This is a genomic window from Xylanibacillus composti (genome assembly GCF_018403685.1).
Classification (GTDB): Bacteria; Bacillota; Bacilli; order Paenibacillales; family K13; genus Xylanibacillus; species Xylanibacillus composti.
Genome location: NZ_BOVK01000043.1, coordinates 41,905 through 68,625, shown reverse-complemented (window position 1 = coordinate 68,625; position 26,721 = coordinate 41,905). Strand labels below are relative to the sequence as shown.

Annotated in this window: 11 protein-coding genes; 2 read left to right on the top strand and 9 right to left on the bottom strand. The window is 57.9% G+C overall.

Going from position 1 to position 26,721, the window contains the following annotated elements; all coding sequences use genetic code 11:
* Window positions 1-136 precede the first annotated feature (136 nt).
* From phnE (XYCOK13_RS15435) to XYCOK13_RS15420, 4 genes are all read right to left on the bottom strand, one after another.
* Window positions 137-943: a phosphonate ABC transporter, permease protein PhnE gene (phnE, locus tag XYCOK13_RS15435; RefSeq protein ID WP_213413077.1), complete on the bottom strand. Its 807-nt coding sequence runs from the start codon at window positions 941-943 to the stop codon at window positions 137-139.
* On the bottom strand, window positions 940-1,755 hold the full coding sequence (gene phnE, locus XYCOK13_RS15430; RefSeq protein ID WP_213413076.1) for a phosphonate ABC transporter, permease protein PhnE: 816 nt from the start codon (window positions 1,753-1,755) through the stop codon (window positions 940-942). Before phnE (XYCOK13_RS15430) ends, phnE (XYCOK13_RS15435) begins: the two co-directional genes overlap by 4 nt.
* Window positions 1,752-2,525 (bottom strand): phosphonate ABC transporter ATP-binding protein, encoded by a 774-nt coding sequence (phnC, locus tag XYCOK13_RS15425; RefSeq protein ID WP_213413074.1) that lies wholly within the window; start codon window positions 2,523-2,525, stop codon window positions 1,752-1,754. Before phnC ends, phnE (XYCOK13_RS15430) begins: the two co-directional genes overlap by 4 nt.
* A 118-nt stretch (window positions 2,526-2,643) precedes the next feature.
* Window positions 2,644-3,582 carry a phosphate/phosphite/phosphonate ABC transporter substrate-binding protein gene (locus XYCOK13_RS15420; protein WP_213413072.1) on the bottom strand — a complete coding sequence of 313 codons (939 nt, stop codon included), beginning with the start codon at window positions 3,580-3,582 and terminating at the stop codon, window positions 2,644-2,646.
* Window positions 3,583-3,729: 147 nt separating this feature from the next.
* On the opposite strand from XYCOK13_RS15420, the gene XYCOK13_RS15415 reads away from it, so the two are divergent.
* Both XYCOK13_RS15415 and XYCOK13_RS22375 read left to right on the top strand, forming a co-directional pair.
* A complete protein-coding gene (locus XYCOK13_RS15415) occupies window positions 3,730-5,370 on the top strand; it encodes a bifunctional metallophosphatase/5'-nucleotidase (protein WP_213413071.1) in 1,641 nt (546 codons plus the stop codon).
* Window positions 5,371-5,496: 126 nt separating this feature from the next.
* Entirely contained in the window at window positions 5,497-7,629 is a 2,133-nt protein-coding gene (locus XYCOK13_RS22375) for a lamin tail domain-containing protein (protein ID WP_213413070.1), read from the top strand.
* 290 nt (window positions 7,630-7,919) lie between these two features.
* Here XYCOK13_RS22375 and XYCOK13_RS15405 read toward each other — a convergent pair whose 3' ends face one another.
* From XYCOK13_RS15405 to XYCOK13_RS15385, 5 genes are read right to left on the bottom strand one after another with little or no spacing between them, the layout of a single operon-like run.
* The gene (locus XYCOK13_RS15405; RefSeq protein ID WP_213413069.1) at window positions 7,920-13,445 is read right to left on the bottom strand and encodes a non-ribosomal peptide synthetase; all 5,526 of its coding nucleotides are present in this window, start codon (window positions 13,443-13,445) and stop codon (window positions 7,920-7,922) included.
* The gene (locus tag XYCOK13_RS15400) at window positions 13,445-14,218 is read right to left on the bottom strand and encodes a VOC family protein (RefSeq protein WP_213413068.1); all 774 of its coding nucleotides are present in this window, start codon (window positions 14,216-14,218) and stop codon (window positions 13,445-13,447) included. Before XYCOK13_RS15400 ends, XYCOK13_RS15405 begins: the two co-directional genes overlap by 1 nt.
* Window position 14,219: 1 nt before the next feature.
* Window positions 14,220-16,493: a bifunctional Gfo/Idh/MocA family oxidoreductase/class I SAM-dependent methyltransferase gene (locus XYCOK13_RS15395; RefSeq protein ID WP_213413067.1), complete on the bottom strand. Its 2,274-nt coding sequence runs from the start codon at window positions 16,491-16,493 to the stop codon at window positions 14,220-14,222.
* Window positions 16,480-17,619: a saccharopine dehydrogenase family protein gene (locus tag XYCOK13_RS15390; protein WP_213413066.1), complete on the bottom strand. Its 1,140-nt coding sequence runs from the start codon at window positions 17,617-17,619 to the stop codon at window positions 16,480-16,482. Before XYCOK13_RS15390 ends, XYCOK13_RS15395 begins: the two co-directional genes overlap by 14 nt.
* 21 nt (window positions 17,620-17,640) lie before the next feature.
* Window positions 17,641-26,715 (bottom strand): non-ribosomal peptide synthetase, encoded by a 9,075-nt coding sequence (locus tag XYCOK13_RS15385; RefSeq protein ID WP_213413065.1) that lies wholly within the window; start codon window positions 26,713-26,715, stop codon window positions 17,641-17,643.
* Window positions 26,716-26,721 lie beyond the last annotated feature (6 nt).

The window sequence follows — 26,721 nt, the reverse complement described above, 5'->3', positions numbered from 1 at the left end:
ATACAGATGATCGTGAATGCACAGACGAGAGGAAAGCGAAGCTTCGAAATTGATTACTAATACTATCGCGGGGCCCGGCATATGATAAAAAAAACTGCTCCTGCGCCAAAGCGCCGAAAGCAGTTTTATCGGAACCCTATACAATTTTCTTGCGCAAATAGCCGGATAGCAGATCAATAAGCGTCACCATAATGATGATGCCGAGCAGAATGATGCCTACACGATCCCAGTTGCGGGTACTGAGCGCGAAAATAAGCGGTGTGCCGATGCCCCCGGCGCCTATGACCCCGAGGATTGTGGCAGATCTTACATTAATCTCGAACCGGTACAGCGTATAGGACAGAAAGCCGGGAAGCACTTGGGGAATAACCGCGTACCACAGGATTTGCAGCCGATTCGCTCCAGAGGCAACCAGAGACTCCAACGGACCTTTGTCAATATTCTCGATTTCTTCTGAGAACAGCTTGCCTTGCATGCCAATCGAGTTCAGCCCGAGCGCCAGCACGCCCGCGAAGGCGCCGGGTCCAACCGCTTTGATGAACAGAATCGCCATTATAATTTCAGGGAAGGTTCGGATAAAGCTTAGCACAAACTTCCCCGTCCCTGTTATGACGCCGGGTTTGCCTTTGCGCGAGGAAGCCCAGAACGCGAATGGAATGCACAGCAAGGTCGAGATAAAAGTACCGAGTATGGCAATGGCAAGAGTATCCAGCAGGCCGCGAAGCAGGTCCTCTCCATCAGGCAAATAGACATAATCCCAGTCGGGCGAAAAAATACCGGCCAAAATGGCGCGCACAATTTGTGCGGCTGTTTCCTTGAACCCGTTGAAGGGAATGCCGGAGAAAGCCCATATATAGAGTGCGCCAAGCCCGAGAATAAGCAGCCAACGCAACGGCCAGTTTTTACGGGGTTTCGCAACCCGTTCACTCCATGCTTTGTTCATAGCAGCCTCTCCCGTGCTTTCATGCTGATGAAGTCAATGGCCAGGACGACGACCAGCGTGAACAGGATAATGGTATTCGTCCTGTCATACTGCAGGAAGCCAAGCGTTACCTCATAATAATGCCCAATCCCGCCTGCTCCGACCAATCCGAGAATCGCGGCTGCGCGCACATTGATCTCGAATGTATACAGCACATAGGAGGTATAATGGGCCATCACCTGCGGCACAACCCCGAAGGCAATCCATTGCATCCGGTTCGCCCCGACGGCCGTCATCGCCTCCAGCGGACCGCTGTCGATCGTCTCCACTGCCTCGTAGGTCAGTTTGGCTATGAGCCCGATGGAGAACACAGCGAGCGCGAATATGCCAGATACAAGACCAAGACCGAAGATGGCAACGAACAAAGAGGCCAGCAGCAAATCGGGAATCGTTCGGATCAGGTTGAGCAGCATGCGGACCGGATAATAGATCCAAACGGTTCTGATTACATTTGAGGCGCAGAGCACTGCCACCGGAATAGCCAGCACCGCGCCAATCGTTGTGCCGACTATCGCCATCCGGATCGTATCCAGCATGGCGGGCATAATTCTTTCCACGTATCCCCAATCGGGCGGAAACATCTCCTTGATCAGATCCAGCATATTCGGAGCGCCCCGCACCAGCTCGCTCAAGGTCGATTCGGTCTTCCAGGCACTTCCCCACACGAGCAGAAGCAGCAGGACAGCTGTCAAATAATGCTTGGTTCGGCTTGGCGGCTGCGGCCGCTTCCTTTCCGGCTGCGGATTCGCCTGACGGACTGGCGCGGTCGTCATATCGCCATCTCCCCGAGCAGCTCGTCAGCCTGAAGCGGGCGGCCATATATTTCGGAGAACCGCTCATCCGTCGCTTCTTCTACCGGCCCGTCGAACACGACTTCGCCTGCACGCAAACCGATGACGCGTGTGGCGTATTCGCGTGCGAGATCAACAAAATGCAGATTGACGATGGTCGTAATGCCAAGCTCCTGATTGATTTTTTTCAAGTCATCCATCACTTGCTTGGTCGTCAGCGGATCCAGCGAAGCCACAGGCTCGTCCGCCAGAATGATGTTGGCTTCCTGCGCCAACACTCGTGCTATGGCTACGCGCTGCTGCTGTCCTCCGGACAGCTCGTCCGCGCGTGAATAAGCTTTCTCTACGATATTGACGCGATCCAAGGCGCGAAACGCCAGATCCACGTCCTTCTCGGGGAACAGTCCCAGGATAGTGCGAAGCGTGGAATGATAGCCCACTCTCCCTGCCAGGACATTTCGCAGCACACTGGAACGCTTCACTAAATTAAAGCTCTGGAAGATCATTCCGATGCCGCGGCGAATTTGACGCAGCTGCGCACCCTTGGCCTTGGTGATCGATTGTCCGTCGATCCAGATTTCGCCCTCCGATATTTCGTGAAGTCGGTTGATGGAGCGCAGCAAAGTGGATTTCCCTGCCCCGGATAAACCGACAATGGCTACAAATTCGCCTTTTTCGATACGCAAATTAATGTCATTCAGCCCTTTGGTGCCGTTCGGATACACTTTGGATACATTTCTCAGTTCAATCACGTTTTCCAATCATTCCTTTAGCCAGATTCGTGGGAAGAAGCCGGTAGTGAATCCATATAGAACAAAGGCAGCCAGTGCAAGCCAAAGGAGTGCACTGGCTGCTGCTAATAGCGCTCGATTACTCGGTTCTTACTTTTTCGCTGTACTCGCGGACAATATCAAATATGCTGTCCTCCGACTTGGCATAGCCCTCGTGAGAGTATATATCCCGGACAATCGCACGGCCTTCCTCATCCTGTCCAATTGCGATGAAGGCGTCCTGAATTTTGGTCACCCATTCCGCATCCATATCGGAGCGAACGGCGATGGTGTCATTCGGAATCGGCTCTGTGAAGGTCAGGACTCTCGTTTCCTCGAAGACATTCGGATAATCGTTCATGACAACATTACGGGCATCCTGGAAGATCGCGGCAGCATCCACGTCCCCGTTCAGCACAGCGATAACCCCTTGATCGTGTCCTTTCGCAGTGATCGCTTCCACGTCACTCAACGGATCAAGTCCCGCTTCCATCAGCTTTCCGGCCGGCCATACATAACCTGCGGAAGAGGTAACGTTCTGATAAGCGATCTTTCTGCCCTTCAAATCCTCGACCGATTGAATATCAGAGTCTTTCTTTACAATGATCATGGACTTGTAGAAATCTACCAGTTCATCGGTTGGAGCGCCCGTATCGTCCTGCACGCCAAATCGCTGAGCTTGGAGGATGACTTCTGCCGCGCCTTTTTCCTTTGCCAGCACATAAGCAGTCGGCGGCAGGAAGCCAACGTCCACTTGCTTCGAATCCATCGCTTCGATGATGGTATTGTAGTCTGTCGATACGCTGACCTTCACCGGAATGCCGAGTTGATCCTGCAGCAGTCGCTCCAGAGGCTTGGCTTTGGCTTCCAATGTATCCGCATTTTGCGATGGAACAAACTGCACAGTCAGCTGCTCCGGCACATAGCCGCCTGCTGCCTGCGCTCCTTCCGTGCCAGCCGCGTTATTGCTTCCGCAGCCGCTGATGATTGCCGCTGTCAGTGCCAGCGGGATGGCCAATTTGCTAACTTTTTTGAACATGAGTACCTCTCCCCTGTATTCTTTGATTCTTTCAACATGCCAAACTATAGCACAGGAATTGGGACAAAGTGTTAATCGACTGTTATCGGAATGTGTATTTTTTGTAAATTATGCATCTTTCCAACTATTTTGTATCAAATGCCTGGTATGATAAAGGATGTACATAGTATCCGAAGGAAGGAGCGGCTTCCTGTGCCTGATGACGAACACCTGCACCTTACGATTTTGGCAACAAGCGACATTCACGGCAGCGTTTATCCCACAGACTATCGCAGCGATGCCGAGCAGAACGTCGGATTGGCCAAGCTGGCTGCAGCCATCCGCCGTGAACGGCAGCTTGACCCTGATCTTCTTCTGATTGACAATGGGGATCTTCTGCAAGGCACGCCTTTAGCCACTTACTGCGCCAAGCACAATCGCGAGCAGATCCATCCGGTCATCCGCGCCCTGAATCATTTGCAATACGATGCGGCTGTCGTAGGCAATCACGAGTTTAATTTTGGACAAGCATTGCTGCGCCAAGCCATACGGGATTCCCGCTTTCCTTGGCTCGCAGCGAATATTATAGATTCCAAGACCGGAGATCCCGCCTTCGGCCCCCCCTATATCATCCGAGAGGTTCATTCTGTCAAAATTGCGATAGTCGGCCTCACCACACACTTTGTTCCGAATTGGGAGCAGCCGAAACACATTGCGGGCCTTCACTTCGAGAACAGTCTACAGGCGTTAAAGCGATGGGCGGATCATATTCGCAGCATGGAACAGCCGGATGTGCTCATTGCCGCCTATCATGGCGGATTTGAATGTGATTTGGACACCGGGGTGCAGCTCGAATCAGCAACGGGCGAAAATCAAGGCTTCGCCATGCTCGAGAGCGTCGAGGGCATTGATGTGATGATTACAGGCCATCAGCACCGGCTCATCGCCGGGGTCTGGAACGATACAGCCATCATTCAACCCGGCTGCTTCGGACAGGCTTTAGGCAAGGTTCGCCTGAAGCTGCGCCGTTCCGGCAATGGCTGGCAGCTCGAAGAACGGCAGGCTGAGCTGATCGCTGTTGAAGGCGAAGCGGATCCGCAAATCCTGGCATTGTGCCGCGAGGATGAGGAGCAAACACAAGCTTGGCTGGACCAGCCTCTCGGCAGAACAGAAGGAGATCTGCGCATTCGTGATCCGTTTCGGGCAAGGCTGGCGAAGCACCCATTCGCGGAGCTGCTTAACCGGATACAGATGGAAGCCTCCGGGGTCCGCATCTCCTGCACTGCGTTCATGCATCACGAAGCCCCCGGCTTCAGTGAACGAATCACGATGAGGGAAGTGCTGGCGAACTATCCGTTCGCCAACACCCTCAAGGTGCTGCGGCTTTCCGGAGAGGACATCCGGCAGGCGCTGGAACGAAGCGCCTCCTATTTCACCTTGGATGCCGACGGCAGACCTGCAGTCCATCCATCCTTCCTTGCCCCCAAGCCTCAGCATTACAATTATGATATGTGGGAAGGGATTGAGTACGAATTGGATGTGCGCCGGCCGATTGGCCAGCGGGTCGTGAAGCTGCTTGCAGCAGGCGGGCTTCCGCTTCAATCCGACGACTCTTATGATGTCGTAATGAACCATTATCGGGCAAGCGGCGGCGGCGGATTTGCGATGTTCCAGGGAAAGCCCGTTATACGGGAAATCCAAACAGACATGACCGAGCTAATCGCTGCCTATTTGGCCAAGCACCCCGTCATCTCTGCCTCCTGCAGCCACAATTGGCGCGTTGTCATTCATAGCGGCCGCGAGCAATGACATCTTCATCCATTCTTTACAAGGATAACAAAATATCTTAACATCACTAAGGCCAATCCTGTGCTAGACTGGGGTTGGCCTCCTCCATACAGAGGCCAACAACCTTATAAGGGAGGAATCAAGTTGATGTACGCATTTCACAGTGGAGTGAAGCAAACCGGCAAGCTGGCACTTGCGATCCTACTCGCAATCGCCATGCTCGCAACAGTCGTGGGCATAGTCCCTTCCCATGCCGAAGGACCTTGGGATCCGGCGCCCGTGCTGCACCCGACCGGCATCCCGAACGGCAAATCTGTCCTGTTCGACAATACGCACGGACAGACCGCTGGAGCGGCTGATTGGGTCATTGACGGCGCCTTCTCCGACTTTGCCGGGGCGCTGGCCGCAGAAGGCTATTTCGTAGCCGAGTTGAGAAAGGAAACACCGATTACACTGAGCGATTTAGCTCAATATGATGTTTTTGTGATCCCGGAGGCGAACGTTCCTTACAAAACCTCCGAACAAGCAGCCATGCTGAACTATGTGCATAACGGCGGAAGCATCTTCTTCATCTCCGACCACTACAATGCCGACCGCAACAAAAACCGCTGGGACGCCTCCGAAATTTTCAACGGATACCGCCGCGGAGCTTGGCACGATCCTGCACAAGGCATGAGTCTGGAAGAGCGAAATTCCTTCGCCATGCAAGATGTAACCAGCTCCGACTGGCTCGGCGAAAACTTCGGCGTCCGCTTCCGCTATAATGCGATTGGCGATGTTACGGCGAACCACATCGTTCCCCCCTCCCAATCATTCGGCATTACGGACGGCGTCTCCGCTGTTGCGATGCACGCCGGCTCCACGCTAGCCATCCTCGATCCAGAGAAAGCGAAGGGCATTGTATATCTGCCTCCCACCAACGCGGCATGGAATTTCGCCGTAGATCAGGGCGTATATGAAGGCGGCGGCATTGACGAAGGACCGTATGCAGCCATCGCCAAGGTTGGCGCAGGCAAAGCCGCATTCATCGGCGACTCCTCTCCGGTCGAAGACATTACTCCGAAGTATGTGCGTGAAGAGACTGGCGCTGCCAAGCGAACCTACGACGGGTTCTCGGAGCAAGATGATGCCGTCCTTCTCGTCAACATCATCAACTGGCTGGCCGAACAGGAGAGCTATACGAAGCTGGCCGATGTGCCTGGGCTTCAACTGGACTCCCCGACGACATTGCTGCCCATGGAGGAGCCGTCTGCATCGACCGAGCCCCAGCCCGAGCCTTGGGCTGCACCGGCAGCCGGTTACAAATGGTGGGACAACTGCACATTCAAGCCCGGCTCCTATGGATATGACCCGGCCTGCCATGATACGGGCGGTCCGGTCATCGGCGAAGAAACGAACGACTTGTTCATCTCCGAATATATCGAAGGTTCCAGCTACAACAAAGCTTTGGAAATTTACAACGGCACTGGCGCAACAGTCGATCTGTCCGCCTACACGATCGCCCAGTCCAATACAGCAACGGAAATTGCCTTGAGCGGACAGCTTGCGCATGGCGAGGTTTTTGTTCTGGCGCACGCCAGCGCTGCTCCGGCAATCCTCTCCGTGGCCGATCAAACTACTGGCAGCATTGTCTACAATGGCGACGATGTCGTCACACTGAAGAAGAACGGCTCGTCTGTCGATGTCGTCGGTGTGGAAGGAACCGTCTTCGGGGAAAACCAGACACTCGTCCGCAAAGAATCGGTCACATCCGGCAGAACGGCTTACCAAGCCAATGAATGGCATGTTTATCCGCAAAACACATATACGTATCTAGGCTCGCATACGGTCAATCCGCCCGCTAGTGCAATATGGACAGAATCGTTCGAGAACGGCGCAAAGGGCGCATATGCAGACGGCAATGTGAGCCTGGATTCGGGCAGCTGGGCGTTCCATAATGCCCTTATCGGAAATTTGGCAACCGATCGCAAAAACGGCTCCCAGGCTGTTCGCATTCGGGCAACCGGCACCCTTGGCATGAACTTCGATGTGAACGGAGCTGGCAGCGTCAGGCTGCAGGTAGCCAATTTCGGCAATGACTCGAGCGCCGCCTGGCAGCTGCAAAAGTCGACCAACGGCGGAGCCTCTTGGACCCATGTAACATCTGCCGCTGCCGCGACTTCTACGCTGACCGCTCATACGATCACGGTGAACGAATCCTCTCCTGTCCGCTTCCGCATCCATGTCACCGGCCCGTCCGGCCAGCGCTTGAATGTCGATGACTTCGAAATCTTGAACTAGCGCATCCATGGTTGCGGCGGCAGTGATGGATTCGCACCGGATTTGCGTGCGCATCTGCACCAGCCTTGTTGCAGCTTGTCGCCTGAACATCGTTCCGGGCATATTGCATAACCATTCCCGTCCGGCTGCCGCCATGCAGGCCATATGCTACAAAAAGCCGTTCCTCTTGTCCTTCAGACAAGGGGGGCGGCTTTTCCAACGGATGAGGCTTCCGCCAGTTGCGCTTGACGAAAAAAAAGGGCAATTAGCGTCTCTCCCTTGCGGAAGAGCGCCTTGCCCCTCTTTCAGCTTCAGAACATTCCCGATCCGCGCTTGACAAGCGGCTTCAAGATCAGCTCGGCAACGCCAGTTGCATTGTGCTCCTCTTCAATACAGCTAAAGTGATTGCCCGCAACTTCAGTCACTTCCAATTCGCCAAGGCAAATGTCCCGCCAGAAATCCAGCGTCATGTACTCCGTACCGGGCAAAAAGCTGAACGGCTCTGCCGCCAACAAAAATCGAATATTCCCCATATATGGCGGAGGGGTAAATCGGGCAGCCTTAAAGCTTTGGCGGTACAGCCGGAACAATCCTTCCGCCATCTCAACTGGCATTTGCTCTCCGGTCGCCTTCTCAATCGCGCCGACATATGCCGCGAAGCGTTCCCGCATGCTGACAGCCGCCAGATTGCGAAACAGTTCCCCCACTTTGTCCAGACCCGCATCTCCCCCAATGGCGCAGGAAGAACCTTGCGGAATGCTTCTATTGTTCTTTTCGAAAATATGCAGCAGCCCGCGCACGATTTCGTCGGCATCCGCATCGCCGAAGCCGGCTTCCTGGATGGAAGTATTCAAGTTAGGGAGAAACAATGACTCGATGGCGATGTCATCGTCGATATCGAACAGCACAGGGTGGCTGTCGATCAACACGAGATCGTCCAGGAGGACGCCTCTCTCCACGAGGCGTCTTGCCACTTCAATGGCGATTAACCCGCCCAAGCAATAGCCGATAAGCTGCATGCGCCGATGTCCGCCTTCCAACAAGCGCGCGGTGTAATCTTCGGCAATTTGCTCGATGAGTTCGGACGGTTCGATGGCGCAGTATTTCTCCGTATCCGCCACAGTTATGCCAATGACAGGTCCCAATTGTTGAGCATTCAAGCGCTCCAGGAGCAATTGAAAGCAATTCATTGTGCCCAGACCCGCATGGAAGACAACCCGGAGCGGCCCAGTCTCCCCGCCTCCATATGGTGTGAGCACAGCATTGCTTGACCCTTCAGCCGCATTCGCCGGTGAGGCTTCGTGTTTCTGTTCGTATTCTCGGCTATGGGAACGGATGAATGCTGCCAGCGCGGCGACCGTCGGGTAATTCAGCATCTGCCTGAGCAACGCGTCATAGGGAATCTCCCCTTGCCCTGGTTCCTCGGCAAGCTTGTCGCGCAGCTTCCCGGCTACTTGCGCCATAATGAGCGAATCGGCCCCCAGCTCATAGAAGCTTTGCGATCTGCCGATGCCGGGAATCCCCAACGCCTCCGACCAAATCGCCGCAAGCCGGACTTCCAGCGCGTCCGCGCTTTCCTCGCCGCTGCCAGCGGCTGCATGCTCTAGCGTTGGTTTCGGGCGCCACGTCTGCAGCTTGCGGCGATCCAGCTTGCCGTTGCCCGTTAACGGCAGCGCATCGACGAGCTGCAAGTGGGACGGCAGCATCGAAGCCGGCAGATGCAGCGAGAGGTAATCCTCCAGTTCCCGCACGCTGACCTGAGCCCTGTCCTGTTTCATACGTTTTGCGAACAGATGGAAGCCCAGCACTGACAGTTTGTGCTGCTCCGCAGGCAAAGACAAAATCGGTTCGTCTCCGTATTCCTGCAGCAACTGCAGCCAACCGTCGCGATTCAAATAAGACGAGCGGATGCGCAGACGATCGCCCGGTTCTGTCATCATGAACGCCTGAGAAGCCATGATCCAAGCATGCTCCGCAGTCGGTTCCGTGAAGACAAGCCAGCCGCCAGGACAAATCAGTTCGGCCAAGCGGCTCAAGCTAGCCGGAATGTCACGGGCATTCTCCAGCACACCGGCCGCGAGCACAACGTCAAAGCTGTTAGGCGCAAGTCCCTGCTCCCGGTAATCCCGATCCACATCGAACAGACCGAAACGGATACCCGGGAATTGGCCGAAGCGGGCCTTGGCCCCCGGAATAAAGAACGAGGACACATCCGTAAACCAATATTCCACCTCGATTCCTTCCAATGCGTTCAATACGTTGGCCGTAGTGGCCCCCGTACCGGCGCCGACCTCCAGAATCCGCAGCGGTCTTCCTGAGTCGTGCTGCGCGATGCGCTGGAGAAGCGCACATATGCAGCGGTTAAGATACCCTGCCATGAGATGATCGACGTACAAGGAGCGAACCAGATCAAGCTTGCCTTCGGGAAACAGCAGCGCAACAGGGTCCTGTCGTCCGCCCAGCAGCTCCGGCAGCCGTTCGGCATTGCTCCGCACGTAGGCGATGAAGCCTGCCGAGCTCAGCTTGTTCGTCCAGGCTGTCTCGGCTTGTTCCCAATATCGGCTTATGCTCCTCGCATCCGGCTCCTCTGGACAACTGTAATGGCCGCCAGGGTGCGCACGCAGCAAGCCGGCTTCCGTCAGCATGTCAATCCAGCGTCGAACGATCCATCGAAATCGGGAATCAATGCCAGCGTGCTCTACAATGTCTGATAGCGCGTGCTTCTCCCCTCCCGCAAAGAGCCCGAGCTTGAACAGGGCATCCAGCATCGAGTGGAGAACGGCTGTGTCCAGCTGCTCCGCAGCCATAGCGATTTGGGCTTCGGCAAGGCCGTCGCCGCAAGCCCCGATCTGCTCGTCAATGCCAGCAACGAGCTTATCGAACTCGGCTTGTTCCACAGCTTGGTTCCGCTCCTGCTTGCGGGCAAGCTCCACGGCGCCGAGCAAGGATGCCTCCTCGCCCGCGCCATCCGCCACCACCCCGGCGGCCGCAACGGCAGGATGCTTCAGCAACGCCGACTCGATCTCGCCCAGCTCGATTCGGTGTCCCCGGATCTTGACCTGGTGATCCTCGCGCCCAAGGAACTCGATCTCGCCGCCTGGCAAGTAACGGCCCAGATCGCCGGTGCGATAAAGCCGCTGACCGTCTGCAGGATGCGGGAAAAAGCGCTTTTGTGTCATTGCGGTATCGCCCAAGTACCCCTCGGCCAAGCCCTCCCCGGTAATATACAACTCCCCGGTTGCCCATACGGGACAATCGCGCATGGACGCATCCAGCACCCGGAACCCTTGATTGGCGAGCGGTCGCCCGTAAGGGATGCTTTGCCACTCCGGTTGAAGTCCCTGGTATACATGATAATTCGACCAAATCGACGCTTCCGTAGCGCCGCCCAGACTGATGACCTGCGCCGTGGGCAATCGGCGAATCAGGCGGTCCGGCAAGGCAAGGGGAATCCAGTCTCCGGACAGCAAGGCCAGACGAAGACGGGGCAGCATGACTTGGGGCTCGGATTCCAAATAGGCGACCAGCATCTGCATCAATGCCGGCACAGAATTCCACACTGTGACTTCATGTTCGGCCATCAGCGCCGTCCAATGCGACGGATCGGTCAATCTGTCGGCGCTTGGATAGACCAATGTACCTCCTTCGGATAGCAAGCCGAAGATGTCATAAACAGACAGATCAAAGCTCAGTTGGGCAAGTCCCAGCACGGTGTCTTCCGGGCCAACTCCGAAGCGGCGATTCATATCCGCAATGGTGTTGCCCGCCGCGCGGTGGCTGATGACGACGCCTTTGGGCTGCCCCGTCGAGCCGGAAGTGTAGATCACATAAGCGGGCAGGTCCGGGTTGCCTCCGGACTGGAACGCATACGCCGGAATAGGCTGTAACCGGTCCGCTTCGATGGCGACCGCATGATTGGGCCACGGCAGGCGAGTCGTTGAAGCGGTCAAGACAAACCGAATGTCTGCTTGCTCCAGCATGGCCATGCGGCGAGGCTCCGGCTGCTTCGGATCAATCGGGACGTAGACAGCTCCCGCAGCCAATGCTCCAATAACTGCTGCAACCTGATGCGCACTTTTGTCCATCACGACAGCAACCCGCTCCTGAGCGGCGCAGCCCAACGCCTTTAACCGATCCGCCACCGCAGCAGCCTGCTGAATCAGCGCACCGTACGTCCATTGGCCTGTGCTGTCGATAACGGCTGGGCGATCCGGGGCCTTCGCCGCTTGTGCCAGCACCAGCTCGTGCAACGGACGCGCAGACAAGGGCGCTTGCGTCGCATTGACCCGCTGTCGTTCCGTAAGCTGCCAAGCAGGCAGCGCGACGGCTTCAACCGAATCCCAGCGTCGATCGGATACCGCCAGCGCATGCAGCAATTCCTCGAAGCAGCCAAACATATCATCGACCATTCGGTCGGGGAAGACGCCTTCGCGCACATCCCAATTGACCTGAAGGCCCGCCGGGCTGTCCATCGCCTGGCAATCGATGAAGACTTGCGGCGTCTGGCTGATGCCGCACCCGCCAATTTGGCCCGTCAACGGCTGGCCCGGTTCAACCAGACCAATCGCGCTGGTGAACACCACTGGCATCAATGCCGCATCTCTGCCTCGCCGACGCGCAATCTCCCGCATCGCCTCGACCCCGGAATACAGGCGGTGATCCAGATCCTCGAACAACTGTTTCTGCATAGCTTTCGCTTGCTCGCCGAACGTTTTCTCCCCGTTCCAATCGACAGCCAGCAAGTTGACCGATGTAAAATCGCCGACAATGTTATGCACCTGGGGATGCAGCGGCAGCCGATTCAACATCGTCAGGTTGAGACTAAACTGGCTGCGCCGGCTCCACCTCTCGATAACGGCGGCATAAGCGGCAAGCACGGCCGCGGTTGGCGTCAGCCCTTGCTTTTGCGCGCGCTGCTTGAGCCCTTCCCAGGCCGCTTGGTCCAGATGAAGGAGGCGGCGCCGAAACCGGGCGGCGCTGTCCCCGACAGGCTGTCTCGCCATAGGCAGATCGGGCGCTGTCGGCAAGGCGTCAATCCGGCCAAGCCAGTAATCTTTGTCCCGGACATAGGCAGCAGTCTCCTTCAAACCGCGCTCCGTGAGCAAATAGTCGCGGAAGCTGAGCGGAAGATCGGACAGCTGTCTGCGATCCGGCGCACTGTACAGCGCCTCAAACTCTGCCAATAGCAACCAGATGCTGGCCCAGTCGGCGATCAGAAAATCCACCGAAACATGCATAATCGCGCAGTCGCTCATGCGGGTTACGCCAATCCCGAATAAGGGCCAGCGATCCGTCTCGTACACGCGGTGGCCCATCTCCTCACGTATCTCGGCAAGCCTCGCCTGCGCTTCGCGAAGCTCCCGCAGGTCGGTGTAAGCCACCTTCAGCTTCGGCACACTCTCCATGACGCGCTGCTGTCCGTTCGGATCGATTGTCGCCCGAAGCATGTCATGGCGCTGCACAAGCCTGTTCCAGGCAGTCTCCGTTCGTTCCGGATCAAGCTCCGGATAATGCAGCTCCAAGTAGATGTGGCAAGCTACTCCGCCATAGCCAAACAGGTCGCGTCGCCCCAACAAATAAGCCGACTGCACATCGGTAAGGGGAAAAGGTTCAAACCGGGACGCCGGGTCGGGTGTAACCGTCGCCGCCCGCGCCTCTGCGCGCAAGGCTTCGAGCAGCTCCGCCTTATTGGCTTTCAGCAGCTGCAAATCACTGTCTGCGAACGAATCTTTGCGTGCCCGGTAACGCAGCCTCCCGTCCTCCTCCCATACATCCGTACCCGCCTGACGGAGCTGCATAAGCAGCTCGGCGCCGTTGACTTTAAGATGATGCGGCATCAATCTATCCCTCCTGTTCCTTCGTATATCGGCCATTGCGGTTGGCCTGCTTCTGCCCCGGGGGCTGCCGTAGCAAATACAGCGCCATGCAAGCGGCCCGGGTCCGGCGTATGTGTCAAGCCGGAGAGACATACCTCAAGCACCCCCGTCTGTGGCGACGGGACAACTTTCAGCCAACGGTCTCCATTGACCAGAGTCTGAAACGATGGCAGATGCTCCTCGGCAACTCCCATCTTGACCCACTCCACACGGCTTGCTCCGTTAGGGTGTTCGATGCGGTCAGGGCGCTGGGGAGGATCGTACGCGGAAACGACAAATGGCAAGCCTAGCGGCTCCGTCGCAAACAGACTATAGTTCACCTTCAATCCGTCAGGCCGGGTTCTTCTGCCATGAATCAGCCGCGAGGTGGAGATTCCCGCCCTGTTGACGGCCGATTTGACCGCTTTCAGATCCTGTATGCGCTTCGCTCCCGCTCCTTCTCGCTCATCCGGTTCCAACGCAACATCGCACCAGCCTTGCGGAGATCGGGACCAGTAAGCCCACCGCTTGCCCGCAACCCGTCCATAAACCAAGCCTAGCGGCGGAATGAGAACCGTAAGCGGCTTCGGTATTTGAAAAAATTCAATAAACGGGCCTTCCTCAAACCACAGCAAGGCGTTAAGCGACCGTTCCGGCGCACTGCCCCATTCGACGGAAAATCCCTCCGCTTCTAAATCCCGGACAACCTCGGCAATATTGTTCACCCTGCACAAAATGTGACTGCATTTCAGCATCTTAACCCTTCCTCACTGCAAACAGTTTTTGACCAAGCGGCGCAAGCGGGTGCGATTCGTCCGGCAACACCGTCACTTCCCGGGCACCCGCCCGGTCGAACACGTCGAGCCACTGCCCGACGGACATGAAGGTAGTGTTCGTGTTCCTCCTGTCGTCCTCCGGAACCGTCATCATAAACGCTTGCGAAATCAACATTTCCGTAAATTCCTTGACCGGCTCAGTGACGAGCAGCCATCCTCCCGGCACCAGGCATTCCAGCAAGTCTTGCACGATCCGATCCGTATCGCGCGCATTGTTCAGCATCCCCGCCGCGATGACGATATCGACGCTTTCCGGTTGTAATCCTTGCGCAAACAGGCTTTGATCGATATCGACAAGCTGATACCGCATCCACGGGCAATCGCTGTAACGTTCACGGGCAGCCGCCATAAAAAAGCGGGAGATGTCGGTAAACAGATACTCCAGCTCCAGCCCGTTCGCATGAGCGGCTTTCAGCCTGCTCGCGACCGCATCCGTCGTCGCCCCCGTGCCGGCGCCGACTTCCAGAATGCGCAAGCCAGCTTGCCCGGCCGTCAGCGCAGCGGATGCGGCCAGCTTGGCGTCGGCGATGCGCTGTACGGCATCGGCTGCCGACTGGTTCAGATAACGCGCAATGGCGGTATCGCGGTACAGCGCATGGGCGATGTCCATGCGTCCTTCGGGGAACAGCAGCAGCGCTGCTTGCTGTTCGTCGCGCATTAGCTGCTGAAGCCGTTCGGCGTTGGCGATCAGGTAGTCCACAATGCGGCGGGAGCCGAGCTTGCCGGCCCATGCTTCCATCGCCGACTGCCAGCGCAGCTCCACCACGTCTTTCGTGATCTGTTCCACAGCGAGGAAGCCGTTCCGGCGCTTGACCAAGTACCCGCGTTCCGCAAGCACCCGCAGCCAGCGCAGGACAACAGGCTGATGGCGCGGCGCAACCTTGGCGGCGGCAAAAATGTCTGTCTCGCTGTACGCTTGCTCTGACGCTGTCAGCGTTCCCTGTGATTGCAGGGCGAACAGCATGGATGACAGGGCAGCGGCATCCAGCCTTTCGACGCAGGCGATCACTTGGCTGGCGCTCAACTCCTGTATGGCCGTCGCAGCCTGTTCCGCGTCAGGGGACCCGGCGCTTGCCTGCGATGGAGCAGCACGTTCTTGAGCGTCTTCCGCTATGAGCGCAGCCGCCTCAAGCAAGCAGTCAACCGACAATGGCTGGTGGCCGCGATGCTGCCGCAGCACCGGGTATCCCAGCGCCTGGGTCAATTGTTGCCACTGCCGGGAACACAGCAGCTCTTGCTGCGCTCTTGTATCCGCAACGGTATCTCCGCGAATCATGCTGCTCATCTGCAGCAGATCCCGTCCAATCGCGCGCGGCCACTGTTCCAGAAGAATGTCCCTGTAGCTGTCGGTTGCTGCCGGTCCCAGCACTTGCTCGCTGCGCGCAAGCAGATGCGCGTGCGCCCCTGCCTTCAGCTCGCCGGGAATGTCGGGAACATCGGGAACGTGCAGACGGGGACGCCAGACGACAGGGCCGTGGGTATCGACGAGCGACAGGCTGCCGCCAGCGACTCCAATCGTCAAGCTGTGCAGCAGATGCAAATAATTGTCCGGATCTTCGGGATTGACTTCATTGTGGGCCCTTAGCGTGATCGGAATGTTGCCGAGCAATCCGCTTAGCACCTGAAACGGTCCGTCGTCCTTAAGCACATGGTTAATTGTCCACGGGCGAATGGACGGCAAGGCTTCCATCAGCATATGCATCATCGGATAGGAAACCTGCGTAGCGCATGCCGCATCGATGTACAGCGCCTGCTGCTGCTCCAGCAAGACGCGGGCGCATGCGATAAAACGGCGCACAGCGGGCAAATGCGCGTACAGATCGCCAGTCATATAATGAACGCCGTTCTGCCGCGCCGCCCGCAGACAATCCGCCAGATCCTTGTGATGGACCGGTTGTTCCTGAATGACGTGGACGCCGCGCGCCAGCAGCTCAAGCGTCAGCGCTGTCCCGTCTCCGCCCATGACGCCGGACCGCAGGACGACGCAGGCGAGATCCAGGCGATCGGGGAGCTGCGCGATCTCGGTATAGAGCGGGACCCCGCAACGCTCTGCGCAGAGCTTGGAGCGTTCGCTGCCCTTGCCTAGCAGACCGACGAGTTCGAATTGATCGGGGAGCGCTGTGACCGCCTCAAGATAGAACTGTCCGAATCGGGAGCCGCATACTACCGTCCGCAGTCTGTTATGTCCGTTCATGATTCACCCCCGCTCTCGCTTCCATGACGGAATGCGCAAGATGAACGTCCTGCTCGCCCAGCACATTCATCATGTTGACCGGAGATACCCCTTCTGCCGCATACTTGCAACCTGGCGCCCTCCCGCCGTCCTCCAGCACCAGTCTGGCGGCATTGGCAGCGACCATGCCGGACAACGTGTTCCAATCATTGTTGTACAACAGCGTTGCCCCCAGCCGCAGCGGCTTGCCGTCTTTGCGGCCTTCTGCAAGCAGATGGAACATGCTGTATGCCTGGGCCGGCTGCTTGTACGCGCCGAATTGTTCAACCAGCATTCGGGCAGACGCCAGCTTTTGCTCCTCCGTCTTGTACAGTTCCAGCGCTTTGATCGTCATGAACTTGTTCAGTATCGCGTTGTCTGGGTAGGTGTTATAAAACATGGCCTCGCGGAAACGCCGACTTCGGGCAATCGATAAAAATTCATCGTGCAGGACCGGATAGACGTTCCGTTCGCCCGCAGGGGGAGGCAATGGATAGCTGCGCGGAAACGGACGATCCATTTTGCTGGCTTCGCCGTTCTTGCCGTACATCATTCCCCGTCCGGTATCTTCCTGAATGCTGCAGACGATGTCATACGCTGCGTTCAGTGAAAAGCCGCCGTTGCCTGCAAAAAACAATTCAAGCAATTCGACCTCATCCAGCCCCGTTTCCGCCACATATGCCGGGAACATCTCGGACAAGCCGGGGTATACGCCTGCCGAGACCAGAAACGTCAGCCGCTTCTCTTCGATTTCCCGGTTTGCGCTCCGCAATCGCTTGTACAGATGCTCGTCTCCCGAAACATCCACGTAATGAACGCCGTGTTCGAGGCAAGCAGAAGCAACCCGGTCCAAGACTTGCTTCGACGGCCCCGCACAATTAATGACGACATCGCAGCTGCCCGTGAAGCGGCGAAGCGATTCGCTATCGTACACATCCACATGCATGAAGACGGCTCTCGGTTCCGCGCGGCGGTATTGTTCACGCAGCTTCTCGGGATTCCTTCCGCCGAGTACGATGGGGAATTCGGCGGAACCGAGCATGGTCTCCACCGCTCCTCTTCCGACTTGCCCGGAAGCCCCTAATATACCGATCGTTCTGTTCTTCACCGCAATCGCCTCCTTCTTGCTTCAAATAATGCCTTCTTCATAGGCCGCCGCCTGACCCCTCTCCGCCGCTTTCTTCTCGATCAACCGGGCAAGCTGACCAATATTGGGAGCATCGAACAGATCTTGCAGCGACAAATCGATCTGATAGCGTTCTTTCAATACGTTCATGCATTGGATCGCGCGCAGGGAGTCCCCTCCTAACTCGAAAAAACCGTCATCCAGCCCTACCTGCTTACAGCCGAGAACCTCCTCCCAGACGCTTGCGAGCTTCTCCTGAAGCTCCGTGGCCGGGGCGGCGCGCTTTCTGCCCGCCGTTCTCGCACCAGCCTTCGCCAGAGCCCCCAGCGCCTTTCTGTCCACCTTCCCATTCGCTGACAAGGGCAGTTCCTCCAGCAGCACGAACGAGGTCGGCACCATGTAATCGGGCAGCTTTTGCCGCAGGGCGTCGGACAGCCTTGTCGGGTTGAACGTGCTGACCTGTTCGGGCCCCTGCGCCATAATGATGCACTGGTCGTATGCGTCTGCTGCACCGCTGCTTTCCGGCAATGACATCGTCCGCGCAAATCCTTGTTCCGCTAAAGCCTCCAGCCATTTAGCTGCCGGAAGCAGGGGAAGACAAGTTTCCTTCCGCTCGTCTTCAAAATGGCTGAACCCGTCCTCCAAAAATCCGACGGTCGTCAGCATCAGCCGACTGTTCCGCGTCGCTTCACCGAAGATCAAATACCCGCCGGGCGCCAGCATACGCTTCAGATGCCCCAGTGTCGCTTCCAGATTGCGGGCGCGATGCAGCGTATTGTCTGCGACAATGATGTCGAATTCGTGAAGCGCAAATCCTTGCTGCAGCGGACTGTTGTTCATATCGAACAAACTGTATTCGATCGGAGCCGCTTCGCCCCATTTCTGCTTGGCCTGATCCGTGAAGAAAGAAGATTCGTCGGCATACAAGTACCGTCCCCTTCCTTCACAGAGGGGCGCAAGCGTGTCCGCCAGCCCTCCCGCTCTCGATCCGAGTTCCAGCACCCGTATCTCTTTGTCCGCAGGATAACCATTGAGGATAGTGCGGAACAGCTCGCGGCACAGTCCGATGGAATACGATCTCGCAAGGTTGAAGCCGCTGAGCGCTTCCGCCGTCAGGAAGGAATCCTCGGTCAGGAACAGCTCGCGCGGATCGGTATCGCCTCTCAGCAGAGCGGTCATCGCTGCTTTCCCGCGGCGGAACCCTTCGCTCAACGCCTGCGCTTTCTCCGACATGCCCGGGAACCGGGTCCAATCGAAGCACGACAGTTCATGCTGCGCATTGCCGAACGGGAGGACGTTCTGATAGCGACCGTCCCCTTCCTTCCGCAGCAGCCCCTCTTCCGCCAGCACATCCAGCCAATGAACGAACAACGACCGGTAACGGGGATGCAGCTGGTAACGGCGCATGCATGCGTCAACGGCATAGCGCTCCCCCTCGCGAGCGAATATGCCCAAGCTGGCAAGCGTATCGCACATCGCTGCAACGCTTAAACGATCGGCGTAATCCATGAAAGCGCCAATTGCCTCACCATGGACAGCCTCCGCGAGTTGCGACGCTTGCAGCAGGCCGGTGCTGCAGAGGGTAAGCCACCGTTCCCCGCTGACGGCTGAATCCACGCGCTCGGTTTCAAGCAACGATAGTCCTTCGCCATCGCCGGGAACGATATAGACTACCAATTGCTTGTCGCCGGAAGGCTCGCTCACAGCGGCGACGGCGTCTTTTACCCCATCCAACTGCTTCAGCGCCGCTTCGATCTCGCCCAATTCAATCCGATGGCCCCGGATTTTGACCTGGAAGTCCTCCCGTCCGAGAAACTCGATCGTGCCGTCCGGCAAATAACGGCCCAGATCGCCAGTATTGTAAAGGCGCTCGCCGGTCCGCGGATGACGGATAAACCGTTCGTTCGTTTTGGCTTCGTCGTTCCAATAGCCTTGGGCAAGCCCAATTCCGCCGATGTAAAGTTGGCCCGGTACCCATACAGGGCAGTCCCCCATCCACGCATTCAGCACATAATAGCGCTGATTCGTCATCGGACGGCCATACGGTATGCTCCTCCAGCTCGGGTCGACTTCCCCAATCGGGTACAAATTCGACCAAATGGACGCCTCTGTCGCCCCGCCCAAGCCGATTACCTCTACCCCGGCAATTTGCGCCTGGATCTTGCCTGGCAATTCAAGCGGAATCCAGTCCCCGCTGAGCAGCACCAGGCGAAGAGACTGGGGCAGAGCTTTGCCGCTTCCGGCAGCATGCTCCAGCAGCATTTGCATCAGCGCCGGAACCGTATTCCACACCGTGATGCGCTCTTGTTCCAGCCAGGTCAGCCAACTGCCCGGATCTCTCGTTTGCTCCGCCTCGGGCATCACGATCGCCGCTCCTGCAGCCAGCATGCCGAACATATCATACACCGACAGATCAAAGTTCAAATGCGATAAAGCGAGCACCCGGTCCGCAGGCCCGACAGCAAAGCGGCTGTTCACATCCAAGATGGTGTTCACCGCGCCGCGGTGATCAATCATGACTCCTTTGGGGACCCCCGTCGAACCCGAGGTATAAATGACGTAAGCCAGATCGTCCGGGTTCCTGTCAGGCGAATCAACCTTGCCTGTCGCAGGTGCGAGATGATCGATGTAGATGCGTTCAACTCCTTCCGGCCAGTCCAGCCGCTCGTCCAGCCACGATTGGGTCAGCACCACGCCGACGTTGCCGTCGCGCAATATCTGAGCGCGCCTCTCCCCGGGATGGGCCGGATCGACAGGCAGGTAGGCGGCTCCGGACTTCAGAATGCCGAGTGCGCCGACGACCTGCTCCCACCCTTTCTCCATGATGACCGCTGTAAGCGTATTGGGCTTTGCGCCTTTTGTCCGCAGCAGTTGTGCCACAGCGTCCGATCGGCGGCGCAGCTCCTCGTAGGTCAAGATGCGGTCGGAACAGATGATGGCTGGACGATCGGGCTGCATGGCCGCCTTTGCGGCGAACAAACCGTCGAGCGTATTCCGGGATACAGGGGCTTCCGTACGGTTCGCCTCGATTCTCCCCTCGAGCCGGGGGATCGATAGAAGAGCAGGCATTTCGGCTCGCCACGCCTGTTCTTCTTCAGCCAATCGCCGCAGCAACTGGCAATAGGCCGCAAACATGTCGTCCAATAGCCCCGACGGAAATAGCCCCGCTACAGCGTCCCAAATCAGCAGCAATTGTCCGTCTTGCTCGACGACCTGATGATCCAGCCATACTTGCGGCGTCTGCGTAATGTTGTAGACCAGCTTGCCCAGCCACTTGCCGCCAGACTCTCCTTCGTCCCACTGGTCGACGCCAAGGGCGCTCGTAAATACGACCGGCATCGCAACACCGTTGTGGACGCCGTTTGTTCTCGCCAGCTCACGCTGCACCTGCACTCCTCCGACATAGGGATGGTCCAGGTCCCGCCAAAGCTGCTCCTGCAATTTTCGGGCACGCTCCACAAAGGTCGCCCCGGACGAATGGTCTGCGGCCAGCAGCGTAAGCGAAGTGAAATCGCCCACAATTTGCGGAACCTCGGGATGCAGCGGCAGCCGGTTGAACTGGGTCAGATTGATCGTGAACCGGGGCTGCCTGCTCCATACCGCCAGCACTTCGGCATAGGCCGCGAGCAAAATGCCCGAGGGAGTCACGCCTGCCTCTGCCGTCCGTTTCTTAAGCTGCCGCCATGAGTCGCGATCCAGACGGGCATCCAAACGAGTGAACCGTTGCCCTGAGAGAGACTCCGGGTTTTGCGCAAGCGGCAAATCCGGAGCCGGCGGCAGGTCGGGCAACCGGTTGAACCAATACGCCCGGTCGCGCTCATACAGCTCCGACTCTCTCAGCTGTTCCATAGCCAGCACATAATCCCTGAATGACAAAGCCAGCGGGCTCAGACTGGCATCCGGTTGCTGATACAGCCGATTCCATTCGCTAAGGAGGTGGAACATGCTCCAGCCGTCGAACAGCAGGTTGTCGAAACTGATATGAAGGCGTACCTGATTGTTGCCGAACACCGACGCCCGTACATCGAACAACGGCCACTCGCAGGCGGACAGAACCTGGTGGGACATTTCCTCCCGCACCCGGTTCAGTTCCGCTCGGACAGCATCGGCATCCCGTCCGCGCAAATCTGCGACGGCGATTCGGTAGGGCGGCACATGCTCCAAAATTTGCTGGCGCTGACCGTCTTGCAAGATCACTGCCCGCATCATGTCGTGCTGCTCAATCAGTCGCTGCCAGGCGCGATTGATCCGTTCCAGATCCAAATCTGTCCCTTCGAGCTCAAAATAGCAGTGCGTGGATACGTTGCCCAATGCATAAACACCGCTTCGGCCAACCCAGTAGGCTTGCTGGATTTCGGTCAATGGAAAGGGAGCATGCCGATCTTCGGGAGAAGGCACGATCTCAGGCAGACGGACGACGGCCTCGGCGCTCTGCTCCTTCTCCTGGATAAGCGCCTGTATGCGCTCGGCCAGCTGGGCAATGGTCGGACGCTCGAACACACTCCCCAGGGAAAGCTCAATCTCAAACTTGTCGCGCGCCATGGCGCCCAGCTTGATGGCCAGCAAAGAGTCCCCGCCCAAGGTGAAGAAGTTGTCGGTCAGCCCGACAGGCTCCACTACGAGAAGCCGGCTCCACATCGCCGCAAGCTCCTGTTCGACGGGCGAGCGCGGCTCCGCCACAGCTTGATCCGCTGTGACCGATCTTAAGGAAGACGGCACGGGCAACGCCTGCCGGTCAACCTTCCCGTTAGCAGACAGCGGCAGCTGATCCAAGGGAATGATCGTCGCAGGCACCATATATTCGGGCAGCTTCCGCCGCAGCTGTTCGATCAACGGCTCCGGATTGAAGCGCTTGACGCCAATCGGCGCCAATGCGGCGATCACCTGCTGTCCGTACATGCCAGCAGGCTCGTCTTGCCCCGGGAATGCAGCGGCTTCCGCAAACGATGCTGACTTTAGAAGACGCACCCATCTGTCCGCCGCAAGGAGCGGCAAGCGGGTCGCCGCCCGTTCATCTTCAAATCGGGTAAAGCCGTCCTCCAAATAACCGGCGCTGATCTGCTGCAACCGGCTGTTGCGGGTCATTTCCGTCATCAGCAGCAAGCCTCCCGGCGCCAGCAGAGAGCGAATATGCGCCAGTGCTTTGCCAATGTCCCGAACGCGGTGCAAGGAATCGGCTGCAATCACGATATCGTAGCTATGCGAAGGGAACCCCTGCGACTGCGGCGGCTGGTTCATATCCAGCAGCCTGTACTCCATAAGCGAAACGTGATTCCATCTGTTCTTCGCCAAATTCAAAAAGTAAGCGGATGGATCGGTGCACGTATAGACTGCCTGATCGGGCACAAGCGTCTCAACCAGGAATTCGGTGAGCTCGCCGTTTCTTGCACCGATTTCCAGAATCCGTATCGGCTCCGCTCCAGATCGCTCCCGGACCGCTAGCTCAAGCACCCTTCTGGCAATGTCGTTCCGGTAGCCGGCGCCTGGCATCGACCGAATCAGACTGTCTGGAGACAGATCGCGGTCGTCGGCGAAGAACAACTCGAGCGGATCGACCTCGCCTTTCAGCATCTCCATGTGGGCGTGCTCCATCTGCCGCACATACTGCAGCAGACCGTGCGCACGTTGTTCCCATTCGATATAGTCCCTGCCGGACGCTCCCGTTTCTGCCAGGTCTTTCGGCAGCATTCGGGTGCTGATCCAGCCGCCTGTCCCGTCTTTGCTCAACATGCCTTCCTCTTCCAAAATGCCAAGCCACTGGCATACCAGTTCCCGATAGCGAGCATGAATACCGCCTTGGTGCATAAGCGACTCCACCGTCTGCCGCTCCCCCGGCTGGAGAAACACGCCCGCCTGGTCAAGCACCCGACCTATTTGACAGACGCTCAACCGCTCCGCAAACGACCAAAACCGATGAAGCGCCTCAGGGGGAATCTGTTGCGGCAACGCCTCCCGGGACTGGTTTCGTCCGGCGTCTGTCAACAAGCTCCAATATTCTGCGCTCTTTTGCGGATCGACGCTTTCGAGCGCAAACAAAGCTTCGCTATCCGAATGGGGCACAACATATCCCGCAAGCTGTCTGGTTCCGCGGGGATCGCCCGTCGCCGCAACGACAGCGTCGCGCACGCCCGGATGCTGCCGCAACGCCGTTTCAATCTCACCCAGCTCAATGCGATGCCCTCTGATTTTGACCTGGAAATCCTGACGGCCCAGGAACTCCATCGTGCCGTCCGGCCAATACCGGCCCAGATCGCCTGTGCGATACCAGCGGGAGTCATTCCATTCGACGAAGCGCTCCGCGGTAAGCTCAGGCTCCCCGCGGTATCCTGCCGCTACGCCGGCCCCGCCGATCCACAGCTCGCCGGTTGCCCATTCGGGGCAGTCCCTTCCCTTGTCGTCCACAATCCGATACGCCTGGTTGGACAGCGGACGGCCATACGGAATCGATGTCCAGTGCGCGGGCAACGGCACCGCAACCTCATGATAGTTGGACCAGATGGATGCCTCCGTGGCTCCCCCCATGGCTACCAGGAGGCTATGTTCGGCAGCCTGGTTCAGCCGCGGCGGCAAGTCCAGGCCGATCCAGTCGCCGGAAAGCATGGCGAGACGCAGCGAAGACAACTTTTCCCGCTCGCTCTCGGCGGCCGTCAACAGCATATCCAGCAGCACGGGAACGGAATTCCAGATCGTGGCCTCATACTTGTTCACCAGCTTCAGCCAACGGGCCGCATCCCGCCGCGTCTCTTCCGCAAGCAGCACGAGCGAGCCTCCGGCGCTCAGCAGTCCGAAGATGTCGTAAACAGAAAGATCGAAATCGAGAGAGGAGACCGCCACAATCCGGTCGGTTTGCCCGACCTGATAGCGCTGGTTGAGATCAGCGATCGTATTCCACGCCCCGGCATGGCGAATTTCCACCCCTTTCGGCTCGCCTGTTGAGCCCGAGGTAAAGAGGATATAGGCCAACCGCTCGGGAGATGGATCAGCGGGCTCCGTTAGCGGAACAGCATCCGCCGCATCGGTGATCGAAAGCACGGCGGCATCGGCCGGCCATCCTGCGGCGTCGACAAGCTCAGGATCGGTAAGGACGTGGCGAATACCCGCTTTTTGATGTATCTTGCTGCGGCGGGCAGACGGCTGATCGACGCTAATCGGCACATAGCATGCTCCTGCGGCCAATATGCCGAGGACCGCTGCGATTTGATCGATTCCCCGAGGCAGCGTGACGGCGACAGGGTCTCCTTCTCTTACGCCGCTGGCTTGAAGGAATGCCGCCACCCGCAAGGCATAATCGGACAGCTCGCCATACGAGCAGAGCGCATCGGAGCGGCTGTCGATCAGCGCGGTTTGTCCGGGACTCGCCGCAGCTTTCTCGAAGAAGCCGTCATGCAGACATTGCGCCTGCATGGGAAGCGAGCGCTCTTCATCCTTCTCCCATCTCGGCCGTTCCGCAGCCCATAGCGTATCCGGTGAAGCTTGCCAGCCGGTGTGTTCCGCCGCCAGCCACTCGATCAAGCGGGTCATGGCGGCAAACATCCGGTCCATCATGCCGTCTGGGAACAATGCGTCGACGGCGTCCCATGCCAATAACAAGCCCGCGTCCATTTCGTATATTTGGAAATCCAGCCACACTTGCGGCGTCTGCGAGATCATGTATGCGAGTTCTCCCAATGATTGCCGACATTCGTCGGTCATCAGCGGAGTTCCCAAATTGCATGCGAACACGACAGGGGCAATCTCCCGTTCTCCTTGGCGGAAGCGAGCCAGGTCGCGCTGCACCTGCACGCCGGAATAGGCCGCATGTGCCGCATCCCGATGGAATTGCGCCTGCACGCTTCGCACGCGTTCCAGGAAGGATTGCCGGGTTCCACAATCCACCGCAAGCAACAGCAGATTGGTAAAATCGGCGACGACATCCTCAAGTCCGGGTTCCCCCGTTGGCCGGTCGAACAGCGGGATGTTCAGGAGGAATTGCGAATGGGCGCTCCACCTGTCCAGCACTTCCGCATATGCGGTCAACAGCACCATCGCAGGGGTTACCTGACAAGCGGCTGCCCGTTGTTGCAGCCGCTTCCAGACCGCTTCGCTTACCACATAGCTTCTTCTTGCAAATACAGGCGCTTTTATCGTTTCCGGCCTCGTCTTTAATGGCAATCCGGGAGCGGCCGGGAGATTAGGCAACCGTTCTCTCCAATAAGCCTCGGCCCTGGCTAGTTCCGCCTCCCTGCCTGACGCTTCCCGGCGCAAGTAGTCGGCAAAACGCCAGTTTGCCGGAGCGGCCGGTTTGGCGCCGCGAGCGTAGGCAGCGGCAAGATCGCGCAATAGGATATGCAGGCTCTGCACGTCGGCGACAAGCAGATCTATATCGAAATGAATGCGGGTTCGGCCCTCCGGCAGCAGGCTGAGAGCGAGTCCGGCAACCTCTCCGTTCTCTACCGCCAATCGACGATGTGACAATCGGTCGCGAATGCGCATCAACTCAGGCGCAAGCTCGTCCGCTGAGCAATGCCGCAAATCGTGCACCACCAACGTAGGGGCAGCGGGCGTCTCCATCACTTCCTGCTGTCCGTCTGCCAAAAATCTGGCCCGAAGCATGGCATGATGCGCAAGCAATTGCTTCCAGGCCGATTCCAGCCGCCTTGGCTCAACGCCATGACCGTCCATCTCCACATAGGCGTGACACCCAACTCCGCCAAGCGGCTGTTCGTCGCGCCGTCCGATCCAATAGGCGTATTGCACATCCGTAAGCGGGAACGGTCCTATCGCGGGTTCGGGATCGCACGCCCCAGTCGTCATATGCCGCGCCGGCCGCTCTGCCGTTACCGCCGCTTCCCGATTGCTTTTGTGCAGCAGGCTCCACCAGTCGCCAAATCGCGGCGAGGCGATCAGCTCGGCGAAGGATACCGCCGCGCCGGCCCGTCGCCAATCATTGACCAGCCGCATCATATGCAGTGAATCCAATCCAAGCTCAATCAAGTTCTGATCATCGTCAAACTCGACAGGCGCAGGCAGCATGCGCTTGACTTGCATGCGCGCTTCTTCATAGCCTATCGCAGAGATAGGCAGCAACGATTCGCTCATCCTCCT